The 26,550-nt window shown below is 71.4% G+C and carries 27 protein-coding genes and 1 pseudogene; 17 read left to right on the top strand and 11 right to left on the bottom strand.

Going from position 1 to position 26,550, the window contains the following annotated elements; translation table 11 throughout:
* Positions 1–189: 189 nt before the first annotated feature.
* From JAO84_RS04620 to JAO84_RS04610, 3 genes and pseudogenes are all read left to right on the top strand, one after another.
* Positions 190–1,050, top strand: coding sequence for a methylenetetrahydrofolate reductase (locus tag JAO84_RS04620; RefSeq protein ID WP_370410648.1), 861 nt, complete (start codon positions 190–192; stop codon positions 1,048–1,050).
* Positions 1,028–1,426 (top strand): annotated as a pseudogene (locus JAO84_RS04615) (adenosylhomocysteinase); the annotation flags it as partial. The gene JAO84_RS04620 and the pseudogene JAO84_RS04615, both read left to right, overlap by 23 nt.
* A gap of 16 nt (positions 1,427–1,442) precedes the next feature.
* The gene (locus JAO84_RS04610; RefSeq protein WP_370416658.1) at positions 1,443–1,769 is read left to right on the top strand and encodes a methylmalonyl-CoA mutase family protein; all 327 of its coding nucleotides are present in this window, start codon (positions 1,443–1,445) and stop codon (positions 1,767–1,769) included.
* A gap of 92 nt (positions 1,770–1,861) precedes the next feature.
* Here the strand turns inward: JAO84_RS04610 and JAO84_RS04605 are convergent, their stop codons facing one another.
* The 3 genes from JAO84_RS04605 to JAO84_RS04595 all read right to left on the bottom strand — a co-directional run bounded on the left by JAO84_RS04605 (position 1,862) and on the right by JAO84_RS04595 (position 5,135).
* On the bottom strand, positions 1,862–2,518 hold the full coding sequence (locus JAO84_RS04605; RefSeq protein ID WP_370410646.1) for an ABC transporter ATP-binding protein: 657 nt from the start codon (positions 2,516–2,518) through the stop codon (positions 1,862–1,864).
* A gap of 45 nt (positions 2,519–2,563) precedes the next feature.
* On the bottom strand, positions 2,564–4,666 hold the full coding sequence (locus JAO84_RS04600; RefSeq protein ID WP_370410644.1) for a hypothetical protein: 2,103 nt from the start codon (positions 4,664–4,666) through the stop codon (positions 2,564–2,566).
* A gap of 175 nt (positions 4,667–4,841) precedes the next feature.
* Entirely contained in the window at positions 4,842–5,135 is a 294-nt protein-coding gene (locus JAO84_RS04595) for a lactococcin 972 family bacteriocin (RefSeq protein ID WP_370410642.1), read from the bottom strand.
* A gap of 396 nt (positions 5,136–5,531) precedes the next feature.
* On the opposite strand from JAO84_RS04595, the gene JAO84_RS04590 reads away from it, so the two are divergent.
* From JAO84_RS04590 to JAO84_RS04555, 8 genes are all read left to right on the top strand, one after another.
* Positions 5,532–7,022, top strand: coding sequence for a glycosyltransferase family 39 protein (locus JAO84_RS04590; RefSeq protein ID WP_370410640.1), 1,491 nt, complete (start codon positions 5,532–5,534; stop codon positions 7,020–7,022).
* Between the two features lie 96 nt (positions 7,023–7,118).
* Entirely contained in the window at positions 7,119–7,958 is an 840-nt protein-coding gene (locus tag JAO84_RS04585) for a HipA family kinase (protein ID WP_370410638.1), read from the top strand.
* Positions 7,955–8,338, top strand: a complete 384-nt coding sequence (locus JAO84_RS04580; protein ID WP_265866846.1) for a DUF3037 domain-containing protein — start codon at positions 7,955–7,957, stop codon at positions 8,336–8,338. The genes JAO84_RS04585 and JAO84_RS04580 overlap by 4 nt, the downstream gene beginning before the upstream one ends.
* Before the next feature lie 220 nt (positions 8,339–8,558).
* Complete coding sequence (gene fabG / locus JAO84_RS04575; RefSeq protein WP_265866845.1) at positions 8,559–9,320, top strand: 3-oxoacyl-ACP reductase FabG; 762 nt, start codon at positions 8,559–8,561, stop codon at positions 9,318–9,320.
* 37 nt (positions 9,321–9,357) lie between these two features.
* On the top strand, positions 9,358–10,125 hold the full coding sequence (locus JAO84_RS04570; protein ID WP_370410636.1) for an SDR family oxidoreductase: 768 nt from the start codon (positions 9,358–9,360) through the stop codon (positions 10,123–10,125).
* A 148-nt stretch (positions 10,126–10,273) separates the two neighbouring features.
* Positions 10,274–11,854 (top strand): ABC transporter substrate-binding protein, encoded by a 1,581-nt coding sequence (locus tag JAO84_RS04565; protein ID WP_370410634.1) that lies wholly within the window; start codon positions 10,274–10,276, stop codon positions 11,852–11,854.
* Positions 11,855–11,959: 105 nt separating this feature from the next.
* The gene (gene ung, locus JAO84_RS04560) at positions 11,960–12,646 is read left to right on the top strand and encodes a uracil-DNA glycosylase (RefSeq protein ID WP_370410632.1); all 687 of its coding nucleotides are present in this window, start codon (positions 11,960–11,962) and stop codon (positions 12,644–12,646) included.
* 106 nt (positions 12,647–12,752) lie between these two features.
* Complete coding sequence (locus JAO84_RS04555) at positions 12,753–13,238, top strand: hypothetical protein (protein WP_370410630.1); 486 nt, start codon at positions 12,753–12,755, stop codon at positions 13,236–13,238.
* 13 nt (positions 13,239–13,251) lie between these two features.
* Here JAO84_RS04555 and JAO84_RS04550 read toward each other — a convergent pair whose 3' ends face one another.
* The 3 genes from JAO84_RS04550 to JAO84_RS04540 all read right to left on the bottom strand — a co-directional run bounded on the left by JAO84_RS04550 (position 13,252) and on the right by JAO84_RS04540 (position 15,043).
* On the bottom strand, positions 13,252–13,740 hold the full coding sequence (locus JAO84_RS04550; protein ID WP_370410628.1) for a hypothetical protein: 489 nt from the start codon (positions 13,738–13,740) through the stop codon (positions 13,252–13,254).
* A 112-nt stretch (positions 13,741–13,852) separates the two neighbouring features.
* Positions 13,853–14,392: a DinB family protein gene (locus JAO84_RS04545; protein ID WP_370410626.1), complete on the bottom strand. Its 540-nt coding sequence runs from the start codon at positions 14,390–14,392 to the stop codon at positions 13,853–13,855.
* A 33-nt stretch (positions 14,393–14,425) separates the two neighbouring features.
* Positions 14,426–15,043, bottom strand: coding sequence for a TetR/AcrR family transcriptional regulator (locus JAO84_RS04540; protein ID WP_370410624.1), 618 nt, complete (start codon positions 15,041–15,043; stop codon positions 14,426–14,428).
* Positions 15,044–15,189: 146 nt separating this feature from the next.
* Here JAO84_RS04540 and JAO84_RS04535 point away from each other — a divergent pair, with 146 nt between their 5' ends.
* The gene (locus tag JAO84_RS04535) at positions 15,190–16,458 is read left to right on the top strand and encodes an FAD-dependent monooxygenase (protein ID WP_370410622.1); all 1,269 of its coding nucleotides are present in this window, start codon (positions 15,190–15,192) and stop codon (positions 16,456–16,458) included.
* A 72-nt stretch (positions 16,459–16,530) separates the two neighbouring features.
* Entirely contained in the window at positions 16,531–17,436 is a 906-nt protein-coding gene (locus tag JAO84_RS04530) for a Gfo/Idh/MocA family protein (protein WP_370410620.1), read from the top strand.
* Here JAO84_RS04530 and lnt read toward each other — a convergent pair.
* From lnt to JAO84_RS04510, 4 genes are all read right to left on the bottom strand, one after another.
* Positions 17,360–19,243 carry an apolipoprotein N-acyltransferase gene (gene lnt / locus JAO84_RS04525; protein WP_370410618.1) on the bottom strand — a complete coding sequence of 628 codons (1,884 nt, stop codon included), beginning with the start codon at positions 19,241–19,243 and terminating at the stop codon, positions 17,360–17,362. The two genes, JAO84_RS04530 and lnt, sit on opposite strands and share 77 nt — an antisense overlap.
* A 52-nt stretch (positions 19,244–19,295) precedes the next feature.
* A complete protein-coding gene (locus JAO84_RS04520; RefSeq protein ID WP_370410616.1) occupies positions 19,296–19,733 on the bottom strand; it encodes a nuclear transport factor 2 family protein in 438 nt (145 codons plus the stop codon).
* A 95-nt stretch (positions 19,734–19,828) separates the two neighbouring features.
* Positions 19,829–20,704 (bottom strand): undecaprenyl-diphosphate phosphatase, encoded by an 876-nt coding sequence (locus JAO84_RS04515; protein WP_370410614.1) that lies wholly within the window; start codon positions 20,702–20,704, stop codon positions 19,829–19,831.
* 102 nt (positions 20,705–20,806) lie between these two features.
* Positions 20,807–21,268, bottom strand: a complete 462-nt coding sequence (locus JAO84_RS04510; protein WP_265866832.1) for a helix-turn-helix domain-containing protein — start codon at positions 21,266–21,268, stop codon at positions 20,807–20,809.
* A gap of 114 nt (positions 21,269–21,382) precedes the next feature.
* On the opposite strand from JAO84_RS04510, the gene JAO84_RS04505 reads away from it, so the two are divergent.
* Positions 21,383–22,552: an acetyl-CoA C-acyltransferase gene (locus tag JAO84_RS04505; protein WP_370410611.1), complete on the top strand. Its 1,170-nt coding sequence runs from the start codon at positions 21,383–21,385 to the stop codon at positions 22,550–22,552.
* Between the two features lie 17 nt (positions 22,553–22,569).
* On the opposite strand, the gene JAO84_RS04500 is transcribed toward JAO84_RS04505, so the two are convergent.
* Positions 22,570–23,289 (bottom strand): TVP38/TMEM64 family protein, encoded by a 720-nt coding sequence (locus JAO84_RS04500; protein WP_370410609.1) that lies wholly within the window; start codon positions 23,287–23,289, stop codon positions 22,570–22,572.
* 88 nt (positions 23,290–23,377) lie between these two features.
* Between JAO84_RS04500 and JAO84_RS04495 the strand changes: the two genes are divergently transcribed.
* The 3 genes from JAO84_RS04495 (at position 23,378) to JAO84_RS04485 (ending at position 26,479) form a co-directional block, all read left to right on the top strand.
* A complete protein-coding gene (locus tag JAO84_RS04495) occupies positions 23,378–24,079 on the top strand; it encodes a DNA alkylation repair protein (protein ID WP_370410607.1) in 702 nt (233 codons plus the stop codon).
* 279 nt (positions 24,080–24,358) lie between these two features.
* Positions 24,359–25,531 (top strand): elongation factor Tu, encoded by a 1,173-nt coding sequence (tuf, locus tag JAO84_RS04490; RefSeq protein WP_370410606.1) that lies wholly within the window; start codon positions 24,359–24,361, stop codon positions 25,529–25,531.
* Positions 25,532–25,618: 87 nt separating this feature from the next.
* Positions 25,619–26,479, top strand: a complete 861-nt coding sequence (locus JAO84_RS04485) for a patatin-like phospholipase family protein (protein ID WP_370410604.1) — start codon at positions 25,619–25,621, stop codon at positions 26,477–26,479.
* The last annotated feature ends 71 nt before the right edge of the window (positions 26,480–26,550 follow it).

Here is a 26,550-nt window from a genome sequence, read left to right as displayed (position 1 = left end):
CTCGATCTCCGGGCTCCGAACGCCCGCCACGGGGTGAGGGACGTCCCGCCCGCCCCCGTACTGTCCCGGCGGGTGCCTTGCCGGGCCCAGCCGGCCCGCCGACTCCGAGGCGAGCCCGGCCGGGTCCGGCTCCATCATGGTGCCTGCCGAGGCTCGTGACGAGGGTTGCCGCGTGCGTCGGGCCCCGACGTGCCTCAGGCCGCCGCGTCCACCCGGACGTCGCCGCCCTCCGAGTACACCTTCACCTTCCGCGGCGAGGACGCGGCGCCCTCCACGCCGACCGTACGGGCCGGCCGGGAGGCGCTCGGCGCCGGCGGCTCCTCTCGCGACCGCACCATCGACGTCACCCAGTGCATCGCCGCCGAGACCACCCTGCGGCCGGTCGCGCACCTCACCGCCGTCGACCGCTCGGTCGCCGAACTCCGGCACATCGTCGGCCAGTACGCCGACGCCGGCATCCGGGACGTCCTCGCCCTGCGCGGCGACCCGCCCGGCGACCCGCGCGGGGAGTGGACGCCGTACCCGGACGGTTTCACCCACGCGTACGAACTGTTGCAACTGATCTGCAGTCTGGGCGAGTTCGGTGTCGGAGTCGCCGCCTTCCCGGAGCGGCATCCCCGTTCGCCCGACTGGGAGAGCGACATCCGGCACTTCGTCGCCAAGTGCAAGGCGGGCGCCGACTACGCCATCACCCAGATGTTTTTCGCCCCGGAGGACTACCTCCGGCTCCGGGACGGGGTCGCGGCGGCCGGCTGCGAGACCCCGATCATCCCGGAGATCATGCCCGCCACCGACGTACGGCAGATCCGCCGCTTCCCCGAATCCCTTGCCCACAGACTGGATGCCGCCCGCGACAACCGCGATGTTGCGTATGGGATCGGCGTCGAGTACGCGACGGAGATGAGCCTTCGCCTCCTGGCCGAGGGCGCACCGGGGCTGCACTACATGACCCTCAATCGTTCCACCGCGGCCCTGGACATCCACGCCAACGTCCTCGGCCTGAACCCCAGAACTCACGGAGAAGCACATGAGCTCGCAGCCGCCCGCTGACTTCAAGGTCGCCGACCTGTCTCTGGCCGTGTTCGGCCGCAAGGAGATCACCCTCGCCGAGCGCGAGATGCCGGGTCTGATGGCGATCCGCCGCGAGTATGCGGCCGCCGGCATTCCGGTCTTCGCCTGGAAGGGCGAGACCCTGGAGGAGTACTGGTGGTGCACGGAGCAGGCGCTGACCTGGCCCGGCGGCGAGGGCCCCAACATGATCCTGGACGACGGGGGCGACGCGACGCTGCTCGTTCACCTGGGCGTCGAGTACCGGAAGTCGGGCGAGCTCCCCGAGGCGTCGAATAAAGAACTGACCGTCGTTCGCTCGCTGTTGGAGAGCAGTCCGCTCGACTGGGTCGCCCTCGCCGCCGGCATCAAGGGCGTGATACGAGGACCGGCTCATCGACCGCGTCCACGCCCTCGCCGCCGCCCGTCGCTACGACGTCGCTGCCCCCACCGCCCCGTACACCCCCACGTCACCCGCCCCCAAGCCCCCGGCCCCGCCCCCCCTCACCGCCCGCCAGACCGAGTGCCTCGCCAAGCTCCGTGCCTGGCGCTGCCGCGACCGCGTCGACGCGGCGCTGATCCTGCTCGGCTGGGCCGCCACCCGCCCCGGCGCTGACGTGCTCCCGCCGATGTACGAGGCGCTGGCCGCCGGCGCGACCATCGGCGAGGTCTCCGCGGTCCTCCGCGACCACTGGAACGCCGACGACCAGTCCCCTGGATGACCGACCGCCCACTCGACTCCCAGTGCACGTCTCCGCAGCCAAGTGGCAAGCCTGACCCTGGCGATGCTCACGCGACAACTGCCGGAGCGGCGCTAGGAAAGCTTCGCCTCGAGTGGCGCTCCCACGTCGAACACGTTGTCACAGGCGTCACGGACGGTGTCGTCATGGGTGGCGATGACCACTGTGCAGCCGGCTCGGGTCATGTCCCGTAGCGATTCGAGAACCATGACGGTGTTGTCCCGGTCCAGAGCGGCGGTCGGCTCGTCCGCGAGTACGAGCTTCGGTTGCTGAACGATGAGACGGGCGAGAGCCACCCGCTGCTGCTCGCCTCCACTGAGGCGGTGCACCGTGTCCCTGTGCCGCCCGGCCAGCCCGACGCGCTGCAGCGCTTCCGTGAAGGACGCGTCAACCTTGCCCCGGAGCGCACGGCGCGGCTTGACGGCTACTTCCAGGTTCTCTTCGATGGTGGCGTTTTCGATGAGGGCGTATCCCTGGAAGAGGTAGCCGAGCGTGTCCCTGCGGAACAAGCGGGCCTCGCGTTTGCCGAAACGCGTGATGTCTTTCCCTTCATGGCGAATGACACCGGAACTCGGCCTGTCAAGCAGTCCCAGGCAGTTCAGGAGGGTCGACTTGCCGGAGCCGCTCGGTCCGGTAAGCGCAAGCATTTCGCCACGACCGACCGTCAGCGTGATGTCACGCCACAGCATTCGCTCGCCGAAACTCTTCGAGAGCCTCTCGACCTCAATCATGTTCTACACTCCGGCTGGATGGGGGTTGCTTCAGTTCTCGACGCGTCACGCCTCGGATGCTCCTTCTTTCACGATCCGGCGGTGAAACGCCGACAGGGCGAGAAGGATCACGGCGAGTTCGACCACGGCAAGTCCGGCGATGAGAGCCAGCTCTGCGAACTCGACACGCAGGGGCGGGAACGGGGCCGGCAGGCCGGCCGCGGTGAATTCGGAGATCTCCCGGTTCTTCTGCCACACCTCGATGGGGATCCGTGTCGCGAAGATGATCGCGATGGCCGCCTCCACCGCGAGAATGAAGCGGTGGGATGCGGCAAACGTCCAGCCGCTGATGTGACGCACGAAGATGGCCTGGGCGTTCTTCCTCGTGTAGACGATGCAGATTCCGACTCCCGCGACCAGGAGGACCGCCACCGCAAGGGCCAGGTTGAACATCTGAAGCCGGAAGTCACCGACTGCGTCGCTCACCTCTGCCGCGATGCGCTGCCCGACTGGGGAAACGGAAGACACATAGTCCTGCAGACCTTCCGATGCGATGGCGTTCAGGACGTCGTCGGGGTCCGGGAAGATGACACCTTCCTGAGTCGCGAAGGTGACGTAGGCGTCATTGGTGAGGAAGTCCGACCCGTTTGGGACGACGACCACGATCGGATCGCGCATCAGTGACCTGTCCTCGCTCGCGGGGTGTGCCGAGCTGTAGACCAAGGCGCCGGTGTTGTACCCGAAGAGTTGCTGCCCGTTCTTCGCGCCGAGAGTCTCGACGGGGATTTTCCGGCTGAGCCCTGGGTCGAGCTTCCTGGAGACCGCCGTGACGATCGCTTCCGTGTGAGAGGCGTACGACGGGGGGATGATGACGCGCACAGGACGAGGCTGCGAGGCTTTCGCGCCGCTCGCAGCGGGGACGTAACGGCGGCCGTCCCCATCGAGTACCGGCTGCTTACGGACGTAAGTCTCGTTGACGATGAGGATCTCGCCTGCCGGAAGGTTTGCCTCCGGTGCCGTCATCTGGAGGTCTCCCCGGCCGGCTACGACGATCTCGCCTCGTGCGTCTGCGGCACGGAGCCACGGCCCGACCATGCGGTCCAGATCGTCGGGGCGGGTGGCGAACGCACCGCTGAGACGAACGGAGACGGCATCTTCCACACTTCGGTAGACGTCGCGGTTCTCTTGCCGTTTGAGGACGTTCTGGCCGGCTGTCGCGACACTCAGCGCGATGCTCAGTGCGAGGAGGAGTGCCGGTACACGGACCACGTAGAGGCTGACGGTCGCCGCTCGTGAGGGTAGTTCGCCCTTGAGGGAGGAAAGGATTCCGACCCTGATGACGAGCGCGAGCACCGCGGCATGGGAGCCGAGTACGAGGAGGGTCAGCAGGGTCGCGATTCCCAGCGCGACCGAGGCGAACAGCCCTAGCCGGGCCGGACCGTTGTAGAGGCCGAGAGCAGCGAGCGTCACCATCGCTACGCCACCGAAGGAGACGAGCCAGAAGCCCGCTGTCTGCTTCAGGTCGCGTACCAGGATGTCTGCGTAGGACATGCCGTGCAGGCGGAGAACTGCGTAAGTCTTCGCTCGCAGCAGCACGCTCGCCCCGGTCAGAGTCACAGCGGCCAGGGCCATGACGCCGAGGGACCAGGGCAGGGGATCGCCGGAGTAGTCGGTGGCCAGCGTCGTGGAGGACAGCGGGTATGCCACGTTCACGCGGAGCTTTAGCTCGGCGAACTTGGCGACCAGGGCGTCGACGGCTTCCGGGGGCCCGAAGACGTGATACGCGCCGCGTGGGTCGAGGTGTGCGATCTCGGATATGGGGTGGACCCGGGTCTCGACGTTCCTGCTGAAGGACGGGTAACCCTTGTCCAGCCACGCCCCCGTCGCCGATCCGCTGTCTCCTGTTGCGAGGTACAGATGCCGGATCCCCTCGGGGTTCTTCAGATCCGGCACCTCGCGGGCCACGCCGATTTCTCTCTCGGTCGCGACTGACTTGACGGCATCCACGACGCGAGCCGAGCTCACCGAGCCATCGGAGTCGATCACGTCGACCAGCGCGACGCTTCCCAGAACTCGGCTCTCATCAAGGCCTCGCAAGAAGAGGAAGGCAAGGAGTGCCGAGAAAGCCAGCGTGACGACGTGAACGAACCTTATACCTCGCTGCAGCATTGCCCATCTTATTTCGGAGTTGCGGGGAATCACGCCTGTCGGGAGACAGGGCGAGCAGCGGTGGTGCGGCTGCGAGCAGCGCAATCGCATACCCGAAGCCGCACCGGACCGGAGCCTCGGCTCACTCAGCAGAATCTACCGGCTGCATGCTCTCGAAATCTGAACGTGGCTGGAATCAGCAGCTGGGGTCGTAGTACCAGCTGACCGTGCCACCGTTCTTGCCGCCGGACGCCAGCGACCAGCTGCCGGCCGAAGTGCAGCCGCTTCGGAATATGTTGGCGCCGATCTTCACCGACGACGCGTGCTTGTTACTCGAGTGGTAGTAGTTCGACCAGGCAGTGTTCGCCCCCTGGTCGTAGCTCCACTTGCCGCCGCCGACGTCGACCGTGACGGCCATCGCCGGAGCGGCCGCCCCGAGAATCAGCGCCGCAGACGCGAGGGTGGCCTTCAGAGCACTTCTCTTCTTCATGAGAACTTCCCCTTGGGTAGTGATCAATTTCCGAGAGGAGATCTTTGCCAGTCATTCAACAACGCGTCAACCCCGGCATGGTCAAGTGGCCTGAAACGGCATTCCATTCTGAAATCAAGCGTCATGCCGTCAGCCAATCTCGTTCGACCTGACACACTCTGCGGCAAAATCTCGCGATCTCCTTGCGGCCGTGGCCACAGTTCCTTTTCTGCCATGGTGGAGCCCTTGTGGCTTGAAATGCCCCTTCCTTCGTCGGCCTCTCGAGCAGGGCTCTGCCGGCGTTGTCGTAAAGTGGCGTCCGAGCTTTCGGCTTGCCCGTCACTTCGGATCCACGCCGAGCACTGCACGTTGCGAACAGCATCGTGGATTTGACTGGCCGGGGGGTGACCGAATTCAATGAGATTGACTGCTCTGGGCTCTCGGCTGCGCACTACTGCCTGGCCGATACCCTTCGTCTGGACCGTCGCACTCGGTCTGTGGGGACTGTCGCGGGAGGGCAGTGTCTGGCGGGACGAGGCCGCGACCTGGCAGGTTGCCCTCCGGTCCACCGGCGAGATATCCCGCATGGTGGAGAATGTCGATGTCGTTCACACGCTCTACTATCTGTTGATGCACTCGCTTTTCGAGTGTTTCGGCCCCTCGACCACGGTGTTACGACTGCCCTCTGTGCTGGCGGCTGCGGCTGCCGCGGCGTGTGTGGCGGAGCTCGGGCGCCGGCTCTCCGGGAACCTGGTGGGCCTGGGCGCGGGGATGGCGTTCGGGCTGATTCCGTCCGTGCAGTTCTATCTGCAGGAGGGCCGCCCGTACGCCCTGGTGGCGGCAGCCGCCGCGGTCTCGACGCTACTGCTCGTAGCCTTGCTGCAGGGGCGACGGAACGAGCGGGGACGCTGGATCGCCTACGCCTGCATGATCCTGGTGTGCGGCCTTCTGAACTGGCTCGCCCTGCTGATTCTTCCCGCGCACATGGTGACCCTGGCCTGGGCGCGACCGACTGTCAGGACGTGGATTCGCTGGGCCTCGGCATCCGTGGCGGCGACGGCCGGGGTCATGCCGCTGATTCTCTTCAGCCGAACCCAGTCCGGGCAGGTGTCCTGGATCCCACCACTGACCTGGCACATGCTGATCGGTCCGGCGATCCTGCTTGCCCTCGCCGGCGTCGGGGCTCTGCTGGACAGGCCCGGGGCAAGAGGACTCTCGGCAACGGCCGTCGGGTTACCGCTCCTTGCCGTTCCGCAGATCGGGCTCGTGGGAATTTCCCTGTTCAAGCCGCTCTTCGTGGATCGCTACGTGCTGTTCAGCCTGCTCGGCCTGGCCCTGATGGTCGGTGTGGTTCTCGGCGCGCTCGTGGAAGCGGTGGGAAGAAGGTCGCGGAGCAGTGCGCGCTGGGTCCTTCCTGTCGTGGTCGCCGCGGCCACGGTCGCCCTCCTCCCGCAAGCCCTCGCGAAGCGTTCACCGCAGAGCCGCGTGGACGACGTTCTGGCAGCCGCGGAGCAGGTGGAACGGTTGAAGAAGGACGGTGACGCCGTGCTGTTCGTCCCGTCGGCGCGGCGGGACACCAAGTCCGTCTCTCCACACGCGTTCACAGGTATCCAGGACATCGCCCTGGAGGAGACACCGGAACGCTCCGGAACGCTGAAGGGAGTGGAATGGGATGCCGCACGCCTCCGAACCGAGATGCTCGCCAGACAGCGCATCATTCTTGTCACGGACGCCGGAGACGTGTCGAAACCGGCGGACTCGCCGCGAGACAGGACCAAGCTCGCCACCCTCGGAGAGTGCTTCCGGCCGGTGGTGGACGAGCAGGTCCGCGGCCGACGAATAACGGTGTATGTGAGGAGTGCATCTGACTCACCGTCGCGACTTCGATGTTCCGAGAGCAGCCGCTGACGGCGGAAATGGAATCGCCGTCGATCACCCTCGGTTACTATGCTCCCTTCATTCGTCCATGGTTCGTAAGGCTGAAGAGATGGGTGGCCTGGGAAAGTGTTGGAAGAGGTCGTAGCGACCCGCTACGTCACGCCTTTGCGTGAGGGCGGCTCGCTCCCCGGGATCGTCGAGGCCGACGATCTCGGCACGTACGTCATGAAGTTCACCGGCGCCGGGCAGGGGCGCAAGACCCTGGTCGCCGAGGTGATCTGCGGGCAGTTGGCCCGGCGGCTGGGGCTGCGGGTGCCGGAGCTGGTGACCATTCAGCTCGACCCGGTGATCGGTCTCTCCGAGCCCGATCAGGAGGTGCAGGAGCTGCTCAAGGCGAGCGGCGGGCTGAACCTCGGGATGGACTTCCTGCCCGGCTCTCTCGGCTTCGACCCGCTCGCGTACGAGGTCGACCCGAAGGAGGCCGGGAAGGTCGTCTGGTTCGACGCCGTGATCAACAACGTCGACCGGTCGTGGCGCAACCCGAACATGCTGGTCTGGCACGGCGACCTGTGGCTGATCGACCACGGCGCCACCATGATCTGGCACCACAACTGGCCCGGCGCCCAGGCCTCCGCCGCGAAGCCGTACGACGCCTCCGACCACGCCCTCGCGCCCTTCGCGCCCGACGTCGCCGCCGCGGCCGCCGAGCTGGCCCCGCTGGTCACCCGCGAGCTGCTGACCGAGGTCGCGGCGGACGTGCCCGACGAGTGGCTGGTCGACGAGCCCGGCTTCGACAGCACCGACGCGCTGCGCGCCGCGTACGTGGAGGCGCTGCTGCCGCGCGCCGCGACCATCCACGAGCGGATCACCCTCGGGCCGCGCACCGAGCGCCGCCCGCAGCAGCCCCCGGGCTGGCTCGCCGACCGCCTCGCCCCGCGCCCCACCGAGAAGGACAGCACCACGTGACCGACCGCGACGTCTTCGAGTACGCGCTGCTGCGCGTGGTGCCGCGCGTGGAGCGCGGCGAGTGCTTCAACGCGGGCGTGGTCGTCTACTGCCGCGCCCGGTCGTACGTGGCCGCCCGCACCCATCTGGACGAGGCCAAGCTGGCCGCGCTCGACCCGGGCGCCGACGTGACGGGCGTACGGGCCGCGCTGCACGCCGTCGAGGGCGTCTGCACCGGCGGCGAGGCCGCGGGGCAGGCGTCCCGGGACGACGCGGGCCGGCGGTTCCGCTGGCTCATCGCCCCGCGCTCCACGGTCGTCCAGCCCGGACCCGTGCACACCGGCCTGACCGCCGACCCCGAGGCCGAGGTGGAGCGGCTGCTCGACCTGCTCGTCCGCTGAGCCCGGCCCCGGCCCGCCCCGGCCGGGTCAAGGCGCGCGCCGCGTGATCCGGTGCACCCGGTGGGGCGTTGACACCGGGTGCCAGGGCTTCTAGCGTCTCGTCTGCGGGCAATACTAAGCGGTCGCTCACCTCCCGGCACGAGGGTCACCGGGTGAGAGCGGGCGGGCCGCCGGGTAGGCACCGCATCCAAGGGACGAGCCAAGGGCGAGGAGAACAAGCATGTCCACCACCGAGCAGCGGGTAGCCGTCGTCACCGGTGCGGCGCGGGGCATCGGCGCCGCCACCGCGATCCGGCTGGCGGCCGAGGGCCGCGCCGTCGCCGTACTCGACCTCGACGAGGCGGCCTGCAAGGACACCGTCGAGAAGATCACGGCCGCGGGCGGCACCGCGCTCGCCGTCGGCTGCGACGTCTCCGACGCCGCCCAGGTGGAGGCGGCCGTCGCGCGGGTCGCCGCCGAGCTCGGCGCGCCCACCATCCTCGTCAACAACGCCGGCGTGCTCCGCGACAACCTGCTCTTCAAGATGTCCGAGTCGGACTGGGACATCGTGATGAACGTGCACCTCAAGGGCGCGTTCCTGATGGCCAAGGCCTGCCAGAAGCACATGGTGGACGCGGGCTTCGGCCGGATCGTCTCGCTCTCCTCGTCCTCGGCCCTGGGCAACCGCGGCCAGGCCAACTACTCCGCCGTCAAGGCCGGTCTGCAGGGCCTGACGAAGACCCTGGCCAAGGAGCTCGGCAAGTTCGGCATCACCGCCAACGCCGTCGCCCCCGGCTTCATCGTCACCGAGATGACCGCGCAGACCGCCGAGCGCGTCGGCATGGGCTTCGAGGACTTCCAGGCCGCCGCCGCCTCCATGATCCCGGTGCAGCGGGTCGGCCGCCCCGAGGACGTCGCCAACGCCATCGCGTTCTTCGCGGGCGACGACGCCGGCTTCGTCTCCGGCCAGGTCATGTACGTGGCCGGCGGCCCGCTCAACTGACCCGCGGGGCGAGAGAAGAGGCGGGAGGAACATCCCCATGAGCAGCAAGGAACTGCCCGAGCTGTCGGGCAAGGTCGCGCTCGTCACCGGCGCGAGCCGGGGCATCGGCTACGGCGTCGCCGAGGCCCTGGTCGCCCGCGGCGACCGGGTCTGCATCACCGGCCGCGGCGAGGAGGCCCTGAAGGAGGCCGTGGAGCGGCTCGGCGCCGACCGGGTCATCGCCGTCCCCGGCAAGGCCCACGACGAGGCCCACCAGGCCGCCGCGGTCGAGGCGACCATGGAGGCCTTCGGCCGGGTCGACTTCCTGATCAACAACGCGGGCACCAATCCGGTCTTCGGCGCCATCGCCGATCTCGACCTGAACGTCGCCCGCAAGGTCTTCGAGACGAATGTGGTCTCGGCGCTCGGCTTCGCCCAGCAGACCTACCGCGCCTGGCAGAAGGAGCACGGCGGGGCGATCGTGAACATCGCCTCGATCGCCGGCGTCTCCGCCTCGCCGTTCATCGGCGCGTACGGAATCAGCAAGGCCGCGATGATCAATCTCACCCTCCAGCTGGCGCACGAATTCGCCCCGCTGGTGCGCGTCAACGCGATCGCGCCCGCCGTCGTGAAGACGAAGTTCGCGGCGGCCCTGTACGAGGGCCGGGAGGCCGAGGCGGCCTCCCGCTACGCGCTCGGCCGGCTCGGGCAGCCCGAGGACATCGGCGGCGCCGCCGCCTTCCTCACCTCGTCGCAGTCGGACTGGATCACTGGTCAGACGCTCGTCGTCGACGGCGGACTTTTCCTGAACGCCGGTGTCGAGTGACCGGTATCCGGACACTCTGCTGAATTCTTGACCGGTTTGGCCCCGGTTATCCATCGAATGCCACAAGTGCCCCGCCAGGGTCGAACATTGACCTGGCGGGGCGCTGCGGTATGGTCGGCCGACCCCAGGCTGAACGAGGAGCGTGCACGTGTTCAACCGGACCAGTCTGCAGGCCGCTGCAGCCCTTGCGTCCATATCCCTCCTGTCCGGATGCGGTGTGTTTTCGGACAGTGAATCCGCAGCGGACCAGAGAATCGTCGTGGGGACGACGAGTTCTCCCAGCACCCTCGATCCGGCGGCCGCCTGGGACAATTCCTGGGAGCTTTTCCGGAATGTCTTCCAGACGCTCGTGGCATTTCCCACCGGGAGTACGACTCCGCAGCCGGACGCCGCCGACTGCGCCTTCAAGCAGGGCTCGTCGAGCCGGGTCTACGAGTGCCGGATCCATGACGGCCTCACCTTCTCGAACGGGCACAAGCTGGACGCCGAGACGGTGAAGTACTCGATCGAGCGGATCCGCACGATCAACGTCGAGGGCGGACCGAACGGCATGCTCGGCTCGCTCGACAAGATGGACGTCACCGACCCCCAGACCATCGTCTTCCGGCTCAACAAGCCCGACGCGACCTTCCCCTTCATCCTCGCCACCCCGGCCATGTCGATCGTCGACCCGGCCGAGTACCCCGCGGACAAGCTCCGTGAGGACGGCAAGCTGGTCGGCTCCGGCCCGTACTCCCTCGACTCCTACACCGAGGGCGACAAGGCCGAGCTCACCCGCAACCCCAGCTACAAGGGCTTCGCCGACCGCAAGAACGGCGGCGTGACCATCCGGTACTTCAAGGAGTCCGAGCCGATGGTCGCCGCCCTCAAGAAGAAGGAGATCGACGCCACCTACCGCGGTCTGACCGCCGAGGAGGTGGTCGACCTCCAGGCCGACAAGCCGGAGAACGAGAACCTCCAGCTCGTCGAGTCCACCGGCGCCGACATCCGCTACCTGGTCTTCAACGCCAAGGACCCCTCGGTCGCCAAGCCGGCCGTCCGCCGGGCCATCGCCCAGCTGGTCGACCGCGACGAACTGGTCAACAGGGTCTACCAGGGCACCGCCGAGCCGCTGTACTCGATGGTCCCCAAGGGCATCGCCGGCCACACCACCAAGTTCTTCGACCGCTTCGGCTCGCCCGACGCGGCCAAGGCCAAGAGCATCCTGCGCCAGGCCGGCATCACCGACACCGTGAAGCTGGACTTCTGGTACGCCACCGACCGCTACGGCTCCGCCACCGGGCCCGAGTTCGTCGAGCTCAAGCGCCAGCTGGAGGCCTCCGGGCTGTTCGAGATCACCCTCCACGGCAAGCCGTGGAAGGAGTTCCAGGCCGCCTACCAGAAGGGCCAGTACCCGGTCTTCGGCCGTGGCTGGTTCCCCGACTTCCCGGACGCCGACAACTTCATCGCCCCCTTCGTGGGCAAGAAGAACGTCCTCGGCACGCCGTACGTCAGCCCGCGGATCACCGACGAGCTCCTCCCCAAGTCCCGGCGGGAGAGCGACCGCGGCGCCGTCACGGACGAGTTCACCGAGGCCCAGGAGATCATGGTTCAGGACGTGCGCCTGCTGCCGCTGTGGCAGGGCAAGCTCTACATCGCCGCGAGCGAGGACATCGGGGGCGGCGAGCGGGCCCTCGACCCGCAGACCGTCATGCAGATGTGGGAGCTCAGCCGCCGTACCAGCTGGTAGACGGTGGCCGGAAGTCGCCCGGGACCCGGGCGGCGGACGGTGTTGTCAGTGGGGCCCGGTAGGTTCTCGTGGAGATCAGACGAACGCCCACCGGAGGTTCCCGACGTGACCGACACCGACCTGCTGCCCGAGTCCTGGCGCGGCGTCCTCGGCGAAGAGCTGGCCCAGCCCTACTTCAAGGAGCTGACCGAGTTCGTCGAGGAGGAGCGGGCCAAGGGGCCGGTCTACCCGCCGCGCGAGCAGGTCTTCGCCGCCCTCGACGCCACCCCGTTCGACCAGGTCAAGGTCCTGATCCTGGGCCAGGACCCGTATCACGGCGAGGGCCAGGGCCACGGCCTGTGCTTCTCCGTCCGGCCGGGCGTCAAGACCCCGCCCTCGCTGCGCAACATCTACAAGGAGATGCAGGCCGAGCTCGGCCACCCCATCCCCGACAACGGCTATCTGATGCCGTGGGCCCAGCAGGGCGTCCTGCTGCTCAACGCGGTGCTCACGGTCCGCGCCGGCGAGGCCAACTCGCACAAGGGCAAGGGCTGGGAGAAGTTCACCGACGCGGTCATCCGCGCCGTCGCCGCCCGCCCCGACCCGGCCGTCTTCGTGCTGTGGGGGAACTACGCGCAGAAGAAGCTGCCGCTCATCGACGAGGAGCGGCACGTGGTCGTGAAGGGCGCGCACCCCTCGCCGCTGTCGGCGAAGAAGTTCTTCGGCTCGCAGCCCTTCACCCAGATCGACGCGGCGGTCGCCGCGCAGGGCCACGCGCCGATCGACTGGCGCATCCCGAACCTGGCCGGCTGACCCCTCGGGGCCGGCTCGGAGCCCGCTCGGATCCGGCGCGCCGGAGGCACACCTCGGGCGCCGGATCCGGCAGGCTCGGAGCGGGACCGAACACGGGGAGGCCGTGATGACCGGGCAGCAGGTGGCGGACGACGCCGTCATGACCAGGATCGGGCAGGCGGTCATGCTGCTCCACGGCGGCGACCGGGAGGAGGCCCGCAACCGCTTCGGCGCGATCTGGGACCAGCTCGGCCCCGACGGGGACCCGCTGCACCGCTGCACCCTCGCCCACTACATGGCCGACGCCCAGGACGACCCGGACGTCGAGCTGGCCTGGGACCTGCGCGCCCTGACCGCCGCCGAGAGCCTCGACGAGGACCGGCTCGCCCGCCACGACGCGTCGGTCGCGCTGCGCGCCCTGGCCCCCTCGCTCCATCTCAACCTGGCCGCCGACTATGTGAAGCTGGCCCGCCCCGACGCCGCCCGGATCCATCTGGACCGGGCCCGCGCCGCCGCCGAATCCCTGGACGACGACGGCTACGGCAACGGGGTGCGGGCCGCGATCGACCGCCTCGAACGGCGGCTGCGGGGCGGCTTCCCGGGCCCGGCCTAGCGGGACAGCGGGCTCAGCGCCCGTACGCGCCCTGGCAGATCCGCGCCTGCGGACTGTCCGGGCTCCACCCGCCGTACGACTGCCCGAGGGCGCACACGCCGGCCCGGTCGCGCGGGATGTCCGGCACCTTCGGCCCCTTGGGCCCCTTCGGCAGATGGAGCTCGGGGGTCCGGTGGCGTTGTTGCTGCTGCGGTACGGCGGAGGGGCGCGGGTGTTCGGCGCGGCGCGGCCGGGCGGGGGCCGGCGGGCCGTCGTCGGTGCGCCGCCGCTCCACCGCCGTCTGCGGCTCCGGGGGATCGGGCAGCGCCGCCTCCAGGGCCTCACGGGCGGGCCCCTGCACGATCTGCGGGGCCACGTCCTGGCCGTCGGGCGAGGCGGCGCTGCCGGCGGAGGCGGCGGGCGCGGGGGCCGTGGGCGGCGGGTCGACGGCGACACAGCCCGTCAGGGCGGCGGCCATGGCCACGCCGGCGAGCAGCGTCACTGTGGTTCGGGTTCCATGCACCCGCGCAACTCTGCAGGTCGGGACGGCTTTCGCGTACCCCTACTCGCGGGGAATGCCCCGCACGAGTGATCACCCCGGCCCGGGCTGACCGGCGCTCGGGAACCAGATGCGGTCAGGCGCCGGTGGCGCCGTCGATGCGCTCGCGGATCAGGTCCGCGTGGCCGTTGTGGCGGGCGTACTCCTCGATCATGTGGAGATAGATCCAGCGCAGGTTGATGAGCTCGCCGGTGCGGTGGTGGGTGCCCGCGCAGAGGTCGTCCAGAGCGCGCCCCTCGGCCAGCTTCCGGGCGTGGCCGATCTCCGCCTGCCAGGTGGCGAACGCCTCCGCGTAGCCGTCGCCGTCCGTCGTGTGGATGCCCCGGTCGAAGTCCTCGTCGGTGGCGTAGAGCCACGGGGCCGCCTCGCCGCCGAGGACCTTGCGGAACCAGCCGCGCTCGACGTCGGCCATGTGCCGGACCAGGCCGAGCAGATTGAGCTCGGAGGGCGGCACGGACACGGTGCGGAGCTGCTCGTCGCTGAGGCCCGCGCACTTCGCGGCGAGGGTCGCGCGGTGGAACTCGAGCCACTGCTCCAGGGCCTGGCGCTCACCCGTGGTGGTGTCCGGGTAGACGCGCTCGGGTGCTGCCGTGTGATCGGTCGTCATGAAGGGCATCGTCGCGGACGGCCGGGCCCGAGTGCCAGCGCTTTAGGGCTGCCCGCCGAGCATGCCCCGCAACAGTTCGTCGAAGCCGGTGCGCAGTTCCGCGCGGCTGGGCACGGCGGCGTGGAAGGAGCCGGCCGCGCACGAGAACATCAGCCCCTCGCACCAGGCGATCAGGGAGAGCGCGTGCCGCTCGGGCTCGGCCGAGCCGGCCGCGCGCATCATCGCGGTCACCGGGCCGTGGAAGACGGCGCCTGCGGAGTCGAAGAAGGAGCGCAGTTCGGGCCGCCGGGTCGCCTCCAGGGCCAGTTCGTAGCGGGAGACGAGCAGCGACCGGTGGTCCGTCAGATAGCGGTGCAGCGCCAGCGCGAGCGCGTCGACCAGGGCCTCGGGCGCGGCGCCGGGTCCGGGGAGCTCGTGCGGGGCGAGGACGCCCGACTCCCGCTCCACCTGGCGGCGCACCGCCGTTTCCAGGAGCGCCTGGCGGGTGCGGGCGTGGTTGGACGTGGAGCCCTGGGGGAGACCGGCCCGTTCGTCGACGGCGCGATGGGTGAGCCCGCGCATCCCGCGCTCCACGAGCAGATCGAGCGCGGCGTCGCCGATCCGCTCGGCGCGGGTGGGCGGTGCGTCGGGGGCCGGGGCCGGGGCGGGTGCTGCGGTCATGGGGACAACCTATGCGACCCGTGCCGCCCGCAATGCCCTCGCGACTACAGCTGTAGTACGGTGAAGGAGTGAGCTCACTACACCTGTAGTGCGGCTTGTGCTCTGCCGTCCGCCGTCCTCATCTGCCGTCCCTTCGAGGGGGAGTCATGGAACAGCACCGCGCCGTCGTCGTCGGATCCGGCATCGGCGGTCTCACCACCGCCATCGCCCTCCGCGCCCACGGCTGGGACGTCACCGTCCTGGAACGCGCCGCCGACCTCGCGCCCGTCGGCGCCGGCATCGGCCTCGCCCCCAACGCCCTGCGCGCCCTCGACGTCATCGGCCTCGGCGCACCCGTCCGCGAACTCGCCGCCTGGCAGGGCGACGGCGGCATGCGCCGCCCCGACGGACGCTGGCTCGCTCGTACGGACGCCCGGGCCGCCGCCGCCCGGTTCGGCGACCCCCTGGTCCTGCTGCACCGCGCCACCCTGGTCGGACTGCTCACCGCCGCCCTGCCCGACGGCACCGTCCGCACCGCCACCCCCGCCGCCCTCGCGCACCCCGGCGACGCGACCGTGCCCGCCCGCGTCACCACGCCCGACGGCGAGCTCGAAGCCGAACTCGTCGTCGCCGCCGACGGCATCCGCTCCGCCACCCGCGCCGCCCTCTTCCCCGCCCACCCCGGCCCGCGTTACTCCGGCTTCACCACCTGGCGCACCGTCATCCCCGCCCCCGAACGCCCCTTCGCCCCGCACGAGACCTGGGGACCCGGCCGCCTCTGGGGCAGCCAGCCGCTCAAGGACGGCCGGGTCTACGCCTACGCCATGGCCGCCGCGCCCGAGGGCGCGCACGCGCCGGACGGCGAGAAGGCCGCGCTTGAGCGCCTGTTCGGCAGCTGGCACCACCCCGTGCCCGCGATCCTCGCCGCCACCGAGGAGAGCGCCGTCCTGCGCCACGACGTGCACCACCTCATCGACCCGCTGCCCGCCTTCCACCACGGCCGCACCGCGCTGCTCGGCGACGCCGCCCACGCCATGCAGCCCACCCTCGGCCAGGGCGGCAACCAGGCGATCGAGGACGCGATCGTCCTGGCCCACCACATCGGCGCCGGGCGGCCGGTGCCGGCCGCCCTCGCCGCGTACACGGCCGACCGGCTGCCCCGTACCACCGCGCTCGTCCGCAAGGCCGCCCGCACCGGCCGGCTCGCGCTGCTCTCCGCCCGGCCCGCCGTCGCCCTGCGGAACGCGGCCGTGACCGCCGTCTCCCGCTTCGGCCCCGGCCTCGTCCTGCGCGGCTTCGACGGCATCGCCGACTGGCGCCCGCCCACCGACGGACGCCCGAACACCGGGCGCCCGGAAGGGAGTCCGGCCGGGGGTCCGACCGGCGGCCCCACGGGCGATCCCGCCGGGAGCCAGACCCACAGCCGCCCCGCGTAAGCTGACCCGCGCCGTGCCGGCCCGACCGCCGCGCGCGGCGACGACGAGGCGACAAGGGCAAGGAGACACCCCGTGAAGGTTGGCTGCATCGGACTGGGCGACATCGCGCGCAAGGCCTACCTGCCCGTCCTGACCGCCCTTCCCGGCGTCGAACTCCACCTGCAGACCCGCAGCCGCGCCACCCTCGGCGAACTCGGCGACACCTACCACCTGCCCGCCGCCCGCCGCCACGCCGACCTCGACTCACTGCTCGCCGCCGGACTCGACGCCGCCTTCGTGCACGCCGCCACCTCCGCCCACGCCGAGATCGTCACCCGGCTCCTGGAGGCCGGCGTGCCCACCTACGTCGACAAGCCGCTCGCCTACGAGTACGCCGACTCCGAGGCCCTGGTCGCTCTCGCCGAGAAGCGCGGGGTCGGCCTCGCCGTCGGCTTCAACCGCCGCCTCGCCCCCGGCTACGCCCAGTGCGCGGACCACCCGCGCGAACTGATCCTCATGCAGAAGAACCGCATCGGACTCCCCGAGGACCCGCGCACCTTCGTCCTCGACGACTTCATCCACGTCGTCGACACCCTGCGCTTCCTCGCCCCCGGCGAGATCGAGCACACCGATGTGCGCGCCCGGGTCCGCGACGGACTGCTGCACCACGTGGTGCTCCAGCTCTCCGGCGACGGCTTCACCGCCATCGGCATGATGAACCGCCTCAACGGCTCCACCGAGGAGATCCTGGAGGTCTCCGGACAGGACACCAAGCGCCAGGTCATCAACCTCGCCGAGGTCGTCGACCACAAGGGCCAGCCCAGCGTGCGCCGGCGCGGCGACTGGGTGCCGGTGGCCCGCCAGCGCGGCATCGAACAGTCCGTGACCGGCTTCCTCGACGCCGTGCGAGCGGGCCGGACGCTCAGCGCCCGGGACGCCCTGCGGACCCACGAGCTGTGCGAGTACGTGGTGCGCCAGGTGCTCGCCCAGGCCTCCTGAGCACCGGCGCCCGCCGCCACGGCCGCCCGCCGAGGCAGGCCAGGACGATCACGGCGAACGCCCCGTACACCGCCCAGTCGCCCGTCCGCTCGTACAACGTCGGCCCCCCGCCGAGCGGCAGCGCGTAGACGGCCGTCGTACTGCTGCCGGTGCCGAGCTCGGGCCCGATCCGCCGCCCGTCCGGACCGTACGCGGCGCTGATCCCGGTCAGCGTCGCGTGCACCACGGGGCGGCCCGTCTCCGCCGCCCGCAGCGCGCCCAGCGAGGCGTGCTGCGCCGGAGCCCAGGAGTGCTGGAAGGTCGAGGTCGACGACTGGGCGACAAGCACGTCCGCGCCGTCCCGGGCGAGCCGCCGGCTCATGTCGGGGAAGGCGGTCTCGAAGCAGATCAGCGGCCCGATCCGCAGCCCCGCGGGCCCGGGACCGGCCGCCGCCGGCAGCGTCATCACCACCGGCGCCGTGCCGCGATGCCGGTCCTCGCCGGCCGCCTTGCCCACCGAGGTCGCCCAGCCGAGCACCGGCCGGGCCGGGATGTACTCGCCGAACGGCACGAGCCGCATCTTGTCGTACCGCTCGCCCGTCGGCCCGTCCCGGCCGATCAGGATCGCGCTCTTGAAGATCCCCGGCCGGTCCGAGCGGCGCGCGTCCACGTTCACCAGGATCGGCGCGTCCACGGCCCGGGAGAGCGTGGTCAGCCGCGCCGTGAGGTCCGGCCGGGTCGACAGGTCGGTGCCGACGCTGCTCTCGCCCCACACCACCAGGTCGAGGCGCTGCCCGGCCAGCGTCCTGGTCAGCTCCTCGCTCCGGTCGAAGCGCAGGCCCGGCGGCGGGATCAGCCCGGGCTGCACCACCGCGATCCGCACCGTGCCCGCGCCGCGCGAGGGCGCGCCGGCCCACCACGCCAGGCCCACAAGGAGGGCGCAGCACAGCAGCCCGGCCACGGCGGTACGGCGCAGCGGCGGTACGGCGAGGAACAGGGCGACGGCCGTGTTCACGGCCACCACGAGCAGCGTCACCAGCCACACCCCGCCGACCGAGGCGAGCCGCAGCCCGGCCGGCACCTGCCACTGGCTCGCCCCGAGCAGCCCCCAGGGCCCGCCGAGCCCCTGCCAGGAGCGGACCAGCTCGACGAGCAGCCAGCCGGAGGGCACGACCAGGAGCGCGGCCGCCGCCCGGCGCGGCGACGGAGTCCCGCCCAGCATCGCCCGTACAAGGCGCCCCCAGGGCAGCCAAAGGAGGCCGAGCAGCGCGGCGATCACCAGGAGGAAGACGTGCAGGCTGGGCAGCAGCCAGTGGTGCACGGCCACCATGAACCCGATCCCGCCGCACCAGCCGTCCAGACCGGCCCGGCGCTGGTCGGGCGCCGTGCGGATCAGCAGCAGCCAGGGGACGAGCGCCAGATACGCCCACCACCACAGGCCGGGCTCGGGGAAGGCGAGCGCGGGCAGCGCCCCGAGGAGGAACGCGAGCCCGGACCGCCACAGGCCGTGGAGCCGGCCGCCCGGCGGGGCCCCGGCGTCGGGAGGAGCCGCAGGAGCGGTCCCGGTGTCCGTACCTGGGCCGGTTCCTGTGTCCGGCCCCGTGTCCGTGCCCGGGCCGGTCCCCGCGTCCGGCCCGGTGTCCGTACCCGGGCCGGCGTCCGTACCCGGGCCGGCGTCCGAACCCGGCCCGGATTTCGTGCCCGGGCCGGTCCCCGCGTCCGGCCCGGCGTCCGAACCCGGGCCGAGCCCCGTACCCGGCCCGGTCTCCGTGCCCGCTCCGGGCGCCGTCCCGGCCGCCTCCGGCCGGTGCGCGAACGGGATCCGCATGCCCTGCCTCCAGGTGTCGCCTCCAGTGTGCGCGCGCCGGTCCCGGCGGGCCTCACATGCGGCGCCACCTCTCCTCGACCACCACGCCGCGCAGCCGCCAGCCGGCGTCCGTACGGAGCGCGGTGAAGGCGTACCGCCCGCCGCACACGAAATCCTCGCCCGACTCGAAGCGCATCGGGTTCACGTAGTCGGCGCGCACGCTGGCCGTGTCACCCGGAAAGCCCCCTCCGTCCGCCACCCGGAACCGGCGGTTGACGATGAGGTGCTGTCGTACGGGAAAGAGCCGCATCGTCCCGGCCAGCCAGTCGGCGACCTCCGCCGCCGGCCCCTCGATCCCTCCCGAGCCCCGGTAGTCGGCGCGGCCGCCCGGGGCGAACAGGGCCCGGTACGCGGTCCAGTCGGAGTCGTCCACGGCCACGGCGTAGCCGGTGACCAGGTCGTCGAGGGCGAGCCGGTCCATCACGCCGGCGAGATCCACACGCTGCGTCATCGGCTCAGTGTCGGGCAGCGGACGCGAGACGCCAAGGGCCCGTACGGCTTCAGCTGTACGGGCCCTCGGCGTCGGCGGGGGTGGTTCCGGTGCGGTCAGCCCGCGGACTCACCGGCGTGCGGGCTGAGCACACCGGTGGCGACCAGCACGAGGAGCACGATGCCGAGCAGAATCCGGTAGATCACGAACGGCATGAAGGACTTCGTGGTGATGAACTTCATGAACCACGCGATCACCGCGTAGCCCACCACGAACGCGATGATCGTGGCGAAGACCGTCGGGCCCCAGGAGACATGGCCGCCCTCGGCCGCGTCCTTGAGCTCCAGGCCGCCGGAGGCGACCACCGCGGGGATGGCGAGCAGGAAGGAGTAGCGGGCGGCGGCCTCACGGGTGTAGCCCATGAGCAGACCGCCGGAGATGGTGGCGCCGGAGCGGGAGACGCCCGGGATCAGGGCCATCGCCTGGCAGACGCCGTAGATCAGGCCGTCCTTGATGCCGAGCTCCGCCAGCGTCTTGCGCTCGCGCGCGGCCCGGTGCCGGCCGCCCAGCTCGTCGCGGGCCGCGAGCCGGTCGGCGACGCCGAGCACGATGCCCATGACGATCAGCGTGGCGGCGGTGAGCCGCAGATCACGGAACGGGCCCTCGATCTGGTCCTTGAGCGTGATGCCGAAGACGCCGATCGGGATCGAGCCGACGATGACCAGCCAGCCCATCTGGGCGTCGTGGTCGGAGCGCATCGCCTTGTCGAAGAGCGAGCGGAACCAGCCCGAGATGATCCGCCCGATGTCCTTGCGGAAGTAGATGATGACCGCGGTCTCGGTGCCGATCTGGGTGATGGCCGTGAACGCGGCGCCCGGGTCCTCCCAGCCGGCGAAGGCGGCGGTGAGCCGCAGGTGCGCGCTGGAGGAGATGGGAAGGAACTCCGTGAGCCCCTGGACGAGCCCGAGGATGAACGATTCGAACCAACTCATGGGGCCAGGGCCGTCCCGAATGTACTTGTGCGGTCATAAGGTCGGTGCGCAGCGTACCGTCCCAAGATGACGCGCCGGCCATGGGGCTGGACCCCCCCCGGGTCAGCCCTCCACCGGGCCCGCCGTGGTCCAGCCCGGCGCCTGCATGTGGTGCTTGAGGGTGGTGGGGTCCGGCGCCGCGCCGCAGTGCCCGCACACCACCCGGGGGTCGAGGACCTCGCCGCAGCTGTGCTCCAGGAGCACCGGCCGGGCGTCCGGGTTGAGGTGGCGGTCGCCCCAGGCCATCAGGGTCAGCAGCACCGGCGCCAGTTCCTCGCCGGACGGCGTGGCCCGGTACTCGTAGCGCTTCGGCCGCTCGCTGTACGCCACCTTCTCCAGGACCCCGGCCTCGACGAGGCGCTTGAGGCGGGCGGTGAGGATGTCGCGCGGGGCGCCGGTGTTGCGGGCAATGCGGTCGAAGCGGCGGACGCCGAGCGAGATCTCGCGCAGCACGAGGAACGAGTACTTCTCGCCGACCAGCGCGAGCGTGTCGGCGATGGAGCAGGGGCGGGGGGCGGCCTTCATGGGCCCAAGCCTAAGGCAGCGAGGGGCGAGAGGGTTTGAAAATCCAACCCACTGGGTTATGTTACCGACGAGTGTTGGTCCAGTTATCCAACCCTGCACCCCAGGAGCCGTGTCATGCGCGACGCCGTCATCGTCGAAGCAGTCCGAACGCCCATCGGGAAGGGCAAGCCCGGCGGATCCCTCGCCGACGTCCACCCCGTCGCCCTCCTCTCCCACACCCTGCGCGCCCTGATCGACCGGGCCGGGATCGACCCCGCCCGTGTCGACGACGTCATCGGCGGCACCGTCGACCAGGTCGGCGAGCAGGCCATGAACACCACCCGGTACGCCTGGCTGGGCGCCGGCCTTCCCGAGACCGTGCCCGCCACCACCGTCGACCGGCAGTGCGGCTCCTCCCAGCAGGCCGTGCACTTCGCCGCCCAGGGAGTCATGTCCGGCGCGTACGACATCGTCGTGGCCTGCGGAGTCGAGTCGATGAGCCGCGTCCCGATGTGGTCCAACGTGCCGCCCGGCGCCGACCCGTTCGGCCCCGGAGTCGCCGCCCGCTACCCCGACGGCCTGGTCCCGCAGGGCATCAGCGCCGAGCTCATCGCCGCCAAGTGGTCGCTGAGCCGCGCCGCCATGGACGAGTTCGCCGCCGCCTCGCACACCAAGGCCGCGCGCAGCTGGGCCGACGGACTCTTCGACGACCAGGTCGTGCCGTACGGGGACGTGCGCCGCGACGAGTCCGTGCGGCCCGCCACCACCCCCGAGATCCTCGCCGGACTCCGGCCCTCCTTCGAGGACCCCGGCTTCGCCGAGCGCTTCCCGCAGATCGACTGGTCCGTCACCGCCGGCAACAGCAGCCCGGTCAACGACGGCGCCTCCGCCGTCCTCGTCATGGCCGCCGACACCGCCCGCGCCCTCGGCCTGCGCCCGCTCGCCCGGCTGCACTCCTTCGCCGTCACCGGCTCCGACCCGCTGCTCATGCTCACCGGCGTCATCCCCGCCACCGAGAAGGTGCTGCGCCGCGCCGGCCTCGACCTCGCGGACATCGACCTCTTCGAGATCAACGAGGCCTTCGCGAGCGTCGTCCTCGCCTGGCAGCAGGAGACCGGCGCCGACCCGGCCAAGGTCAACGTGCACGGCGGCGCCATCGCCCTCGGCCACCCGCTCGGCGCCAGCGGCACCCGGCTCACCACCACCCTGGTGCACGCCCTGCGGGCGCGCGGCGGCCGTTACGGCCTGCAGGCGATGTGCGAGGCGGGCGGCCTGGCGAACGCGATGATCGTCGAGGCGCTGTAGGCCGTATTGGGTCGAGCTCAGGCCGACACCGGCTCCCGCTCCTCCTGCGGAGCCGGGGCGGCCGGGTCGGCCGCGCCCCCGCCCGAGGCCGCCGCCCGGAGGTGGTGCCGCTTGCGCCAGCCCACCACCGCGGCGACCGCCGCCGAAAGCACGATGAAGCCCGTCGAGATCAGGAAGGCGGGGGAGGTCGGCGAGGTCGCCTCGCTGCCCGCGATCACGTACGCCACCGTGTTCGGTACGGAGCCGAGCGCGGTCGCGAGCAGGAACGGCAGGCACCGCATCCGGGAGACGGCGGCCGCGTAGTTCGCCACCACGAACGGCATCCCGGGAAAGAGGCGGATCGCCAGCATCGACCGGAACCCGTGCCGGCTCAGCTGGCCGTCCGCCGCCTTCAGCCACCGGCCCCGTACATAGGGGCGCAGCGCCTCCTGACCGAGCGCCCGGCCCAGCGCGAACGACAGCCCCGCGCCCAGGACCGTCCCGCCGAGCGCCGCCGCGAAGCCCGCCTGGGTGCCGAACAGCGCCCCGGCCGCCAGATTCAGGATCGGCCGCGGCACCAGGGCCGCCGTGCACACCCCGTACGCGAGCCCGAAGACCAGCACCGCGCCCGCGCCGCTCAGCTGCGGCGGCCAGCCCGCGGACAGCAGCCGCTGCGGTTCGAACAGCAGCACCGACAGACCCGCGGAGAGCAGGATCAGGGCGAGATACGCCAGCCGGGCCTTGGGCGAGAGCAGCATTCGGGGAGCGTAACCGACACCGGCCCGTGATCGCCGTCCGAGCGCCGACGCCAGGGCTTTCGGAGTCCACGGCTTCTAGAGTGAAACGGTGACCACGACCGCCGTCCCCGAGAGCACCCTCGCCGACACGGTGCTCACCCGCCTCACCGAGGTCTATCCCGCGGCCGGCGACCCCTTCCGGGCGCAGGAGATGATCGCGTACATGAAGGGCGTCGCACCCTTCCTCGGCGTGCGCACCCCCGAGCGGCGGGCCCTTTCCCGCACCGTCCTGGCCGGCCTGCCCGCCCCCGCCGAGTCCGACTGCGCCGCCGTCGCACTGCGCTGCTTCGCACTGCCCGAGCGCGAGTACCACTACTTCGCCGTCGACTACCTCCGCCGCCACGTCAGGCGCTGCTCCTCCGGCTTCCTGCCGGTGGCCCGCACGCTCGTCACCACCGTCTCCTGGTGGGACACCGTCGACCACCTCGCCGCGCACGTGGTCGGCGGCCTGGTCGCCGCCGACCCGGAGCTGGCCGAGACGATGGACGAGTGGATCGCCGACGAGGACCTGTGGGTGGCCCGCACCGCCCTCCTCCACCAGCTCCGCCACAAGGCGGACACCGACGCCGACCGGCTCTTCTCCTACTGCCTGCTCCGCTCCGGCCACCCCGACTTCTTCATTCGCAAGGCGATCGGCTGGGCGCTGCGCGAGTACGCCAAGACGGCGCCGGGCGAGGTCCGGGCGTTCGTCGCGCAGAACGGCTCGCGGCTCTCGCCGTTGTCGGTGCGCGAGGCGCTGAAGAACCTCTGACGATCCGGCGCTCGAGATCTGGTGCTCGAGTTCTGGGGGGCTCGTAATTCGTTCGACGGCGGGATCCTGACCGGCCATCATCGGACGCATGTCCCGGTACGCCTTCCCCGCAGCGCCGTCCGCAGTCGCGGACGCGCCGAAGGCTGCCGTCTGCGCGCTGCCCGGCGGCGACCGAAGCTGACCCTCCCCGGACCGTCCGGCGGACCCCACAGGGGGAGGGTCGGATCGGCCCCCGGGGTCCCCACTCACGCTTCGAGCAGGGAATCGAGCGACATCGTCATGTCCAAGCAGGTCTACGCCCGCACCAAGCCGCACCTCAACATCGGCACCATGGGTCACGTCGACCACGGCAAGACCACTCTCACCGCCGCCATCACCAAGGTCCTCAGCGAGCGCGGGGCCACCCGCTACGTGGCCTTCGACCGGATCGACCGGGCCCCGGAGGAGGCCCGGCGCGGCATCACCATCAACGTGGCGCACGTCGAGTACGAGACGGACACCCGTCACTACGCGCACGTCGACATGCCCGGCCACGCCGACTACGTCAAGAACATGATCACCGGAGCGGCGCAGCTCGACGGGGCGATCCTCGTCGTGTCCGCGCTCGACGGGATCATGCCGCAGACCGCCGAGCACGTCCTGCTGGCCCGTCAGGTCGGCGTCGACCACATCGTGGTGGCGCTCAACAAGGCGGACGGCGCGGACGACGAGCTGACCGACCTGGTCGAGCTGGAGGTACGGGAGCTGCTCACCGCGCACGGCTACGGCGGTGACGCGGTGCCCGTGGTCCGGGTCTCCGGGCTGCGCGCCCTGGAGGGCGACCCGCGCTGGACGGCGTCCGTGGAGGCGCTGCTCGACGCGGTCGACACGTACGTGCCGGTGCCGGTGCGCTATGTGGAGGCGCCCTTCCTGCTGCCGGTGGAGAGCGTGCTCACCATCACCGGGCGCGGCACCGTCGTCACGGGCGCCGTCGAGCGCGGCACGGTCCGGGTCGGCGACCGCGTCATGGTCCACGGCCCGGACACCGAGACCGTGGTCACCGGCGTGGAGACCTTCGGCCGCCCCATGGAGTCGGCCCAGGCCGGCGACAACGTCGCCCTGCTCCTCCGCGGCGTCCCGCGCGGCGCCGTCCGCCGCGGCCACGTCGTCGCCGCGCCCGGCACCCTCGTCCCACGCCGCCGGTTCACGGCGCGCGTGTACGTCCTCTCCACCCGCGAGGGCGGCCGCGCCACCCCGATCACCACCGGCTACCGTCCCCAGTTCTACCTCCGCACCGCCGACGTCGTCGGCACCGTCGACCTCGGCCCCACCACCCCCACCGCCCGCCCCGGCGACACCCTCACCATGACCGTCGAACTCGGCCGCGACCTCCCCCTGGAGCCCGGCCTCGGCTTCGCGATCCGCGAGGGCGGCCGCACGGTGGGCGCGGGCACGGTGACCGAGGTGCTCTGAGGCCGGTACGGCGTCGGCGGGGCCCGGAAGCACTGCTTCCGGGCCCCGCCGGACACCCCGTCCCACCCCCTCCGTAAGACTCCTCCCATGACCGACACAGCGAGGCGGACGGCACTGGTTCTGGGCGCGGGTGGGATGACCGGGGCCGCTTGGGAGATCGGGGTGTTGTGGGGGCTGGCCGAGGCGGGGGTGGGGCTGGGCGGGGCGGATCTGGTGGTCGGGAGTTCGGCCGGGGCGGTGGTCGGGGCGCAGGTGGTGGGCGCGGGGATGGCGCTCGGGGAGCTGTACGAGGGGCAGTTCGGGGAGGCGGGCGGTGAGCTGCCCGCGCGGCTGCGGGCCGGGCAGGTCCTGCGCTACGCGCTCGCCGTGCTCGGGTCCCGTACGCCCGAGGAGTACGGGCGCAAGCTCGGCCGGCTCGCGAGCGCGGCCGACACCGTGGCGCCCGAGGCGCGGCGGGCGGTCGTGGCCGGCCGGCTCGGGGGCGAGGTGGAGTGGCCGGAGGAGCGGCGGCTGCTGATCACCGCCGTGGACGCCGACGGTGGCGCCCTCACCGCGTTCGACCGGGACGCGGGCGTCCCCCTCGTCGACGCCGTCACCGCGAGCTGCGCCATCCCCGGCGCCTGGCCGGTGGTCGAACTCGCCGGGCGCCGCTGGATCGACGGCGGTCTGCACTCCACCGCCAACGCGCACCTCGCCGCCGGCTACGAGCGCGTCGTGATCGTCGCGCCCAGCGCCGCCGGCAACAGGGCGCTGCACTCCCCGGCCCGCCAGGCCGCCGCGCTCGCCGCCGCCGGCGCCCGGGTCGAGGTCATCACGCCCGACGCCGAGTCCAAGCGGGCCTTCGGCCGCGACCGGTTCGACCTGACCCGCCGCGGCCCGGCCGCGCGGGCGGGCCGGGCGCAGGCGGCGGTCCATGCGAACGCGGTCAGCGCGTTGTGGGCGCTGTGAGCGGGTGAGCGTTCGGATTGTTGTCGTCCGCCTGGCTTGTCGCGGCCTGGCCGCGCGGGCGGGCCGGGCGC

It is taken from the genome of Streptomyces fradiae (genome assembly GCF_041270065.1).
In the GTDB taxonomy this organism is placed as follows: Bacteria; Actinomycetota; Actinomycetes; order Streptomycetales; family Streptomycetaceae; genus Streptomyces.
Note: the sequence above shows the minus strand (reverse complement) of the source record. Positions and strands in the feature narration are given on the sequence as shown.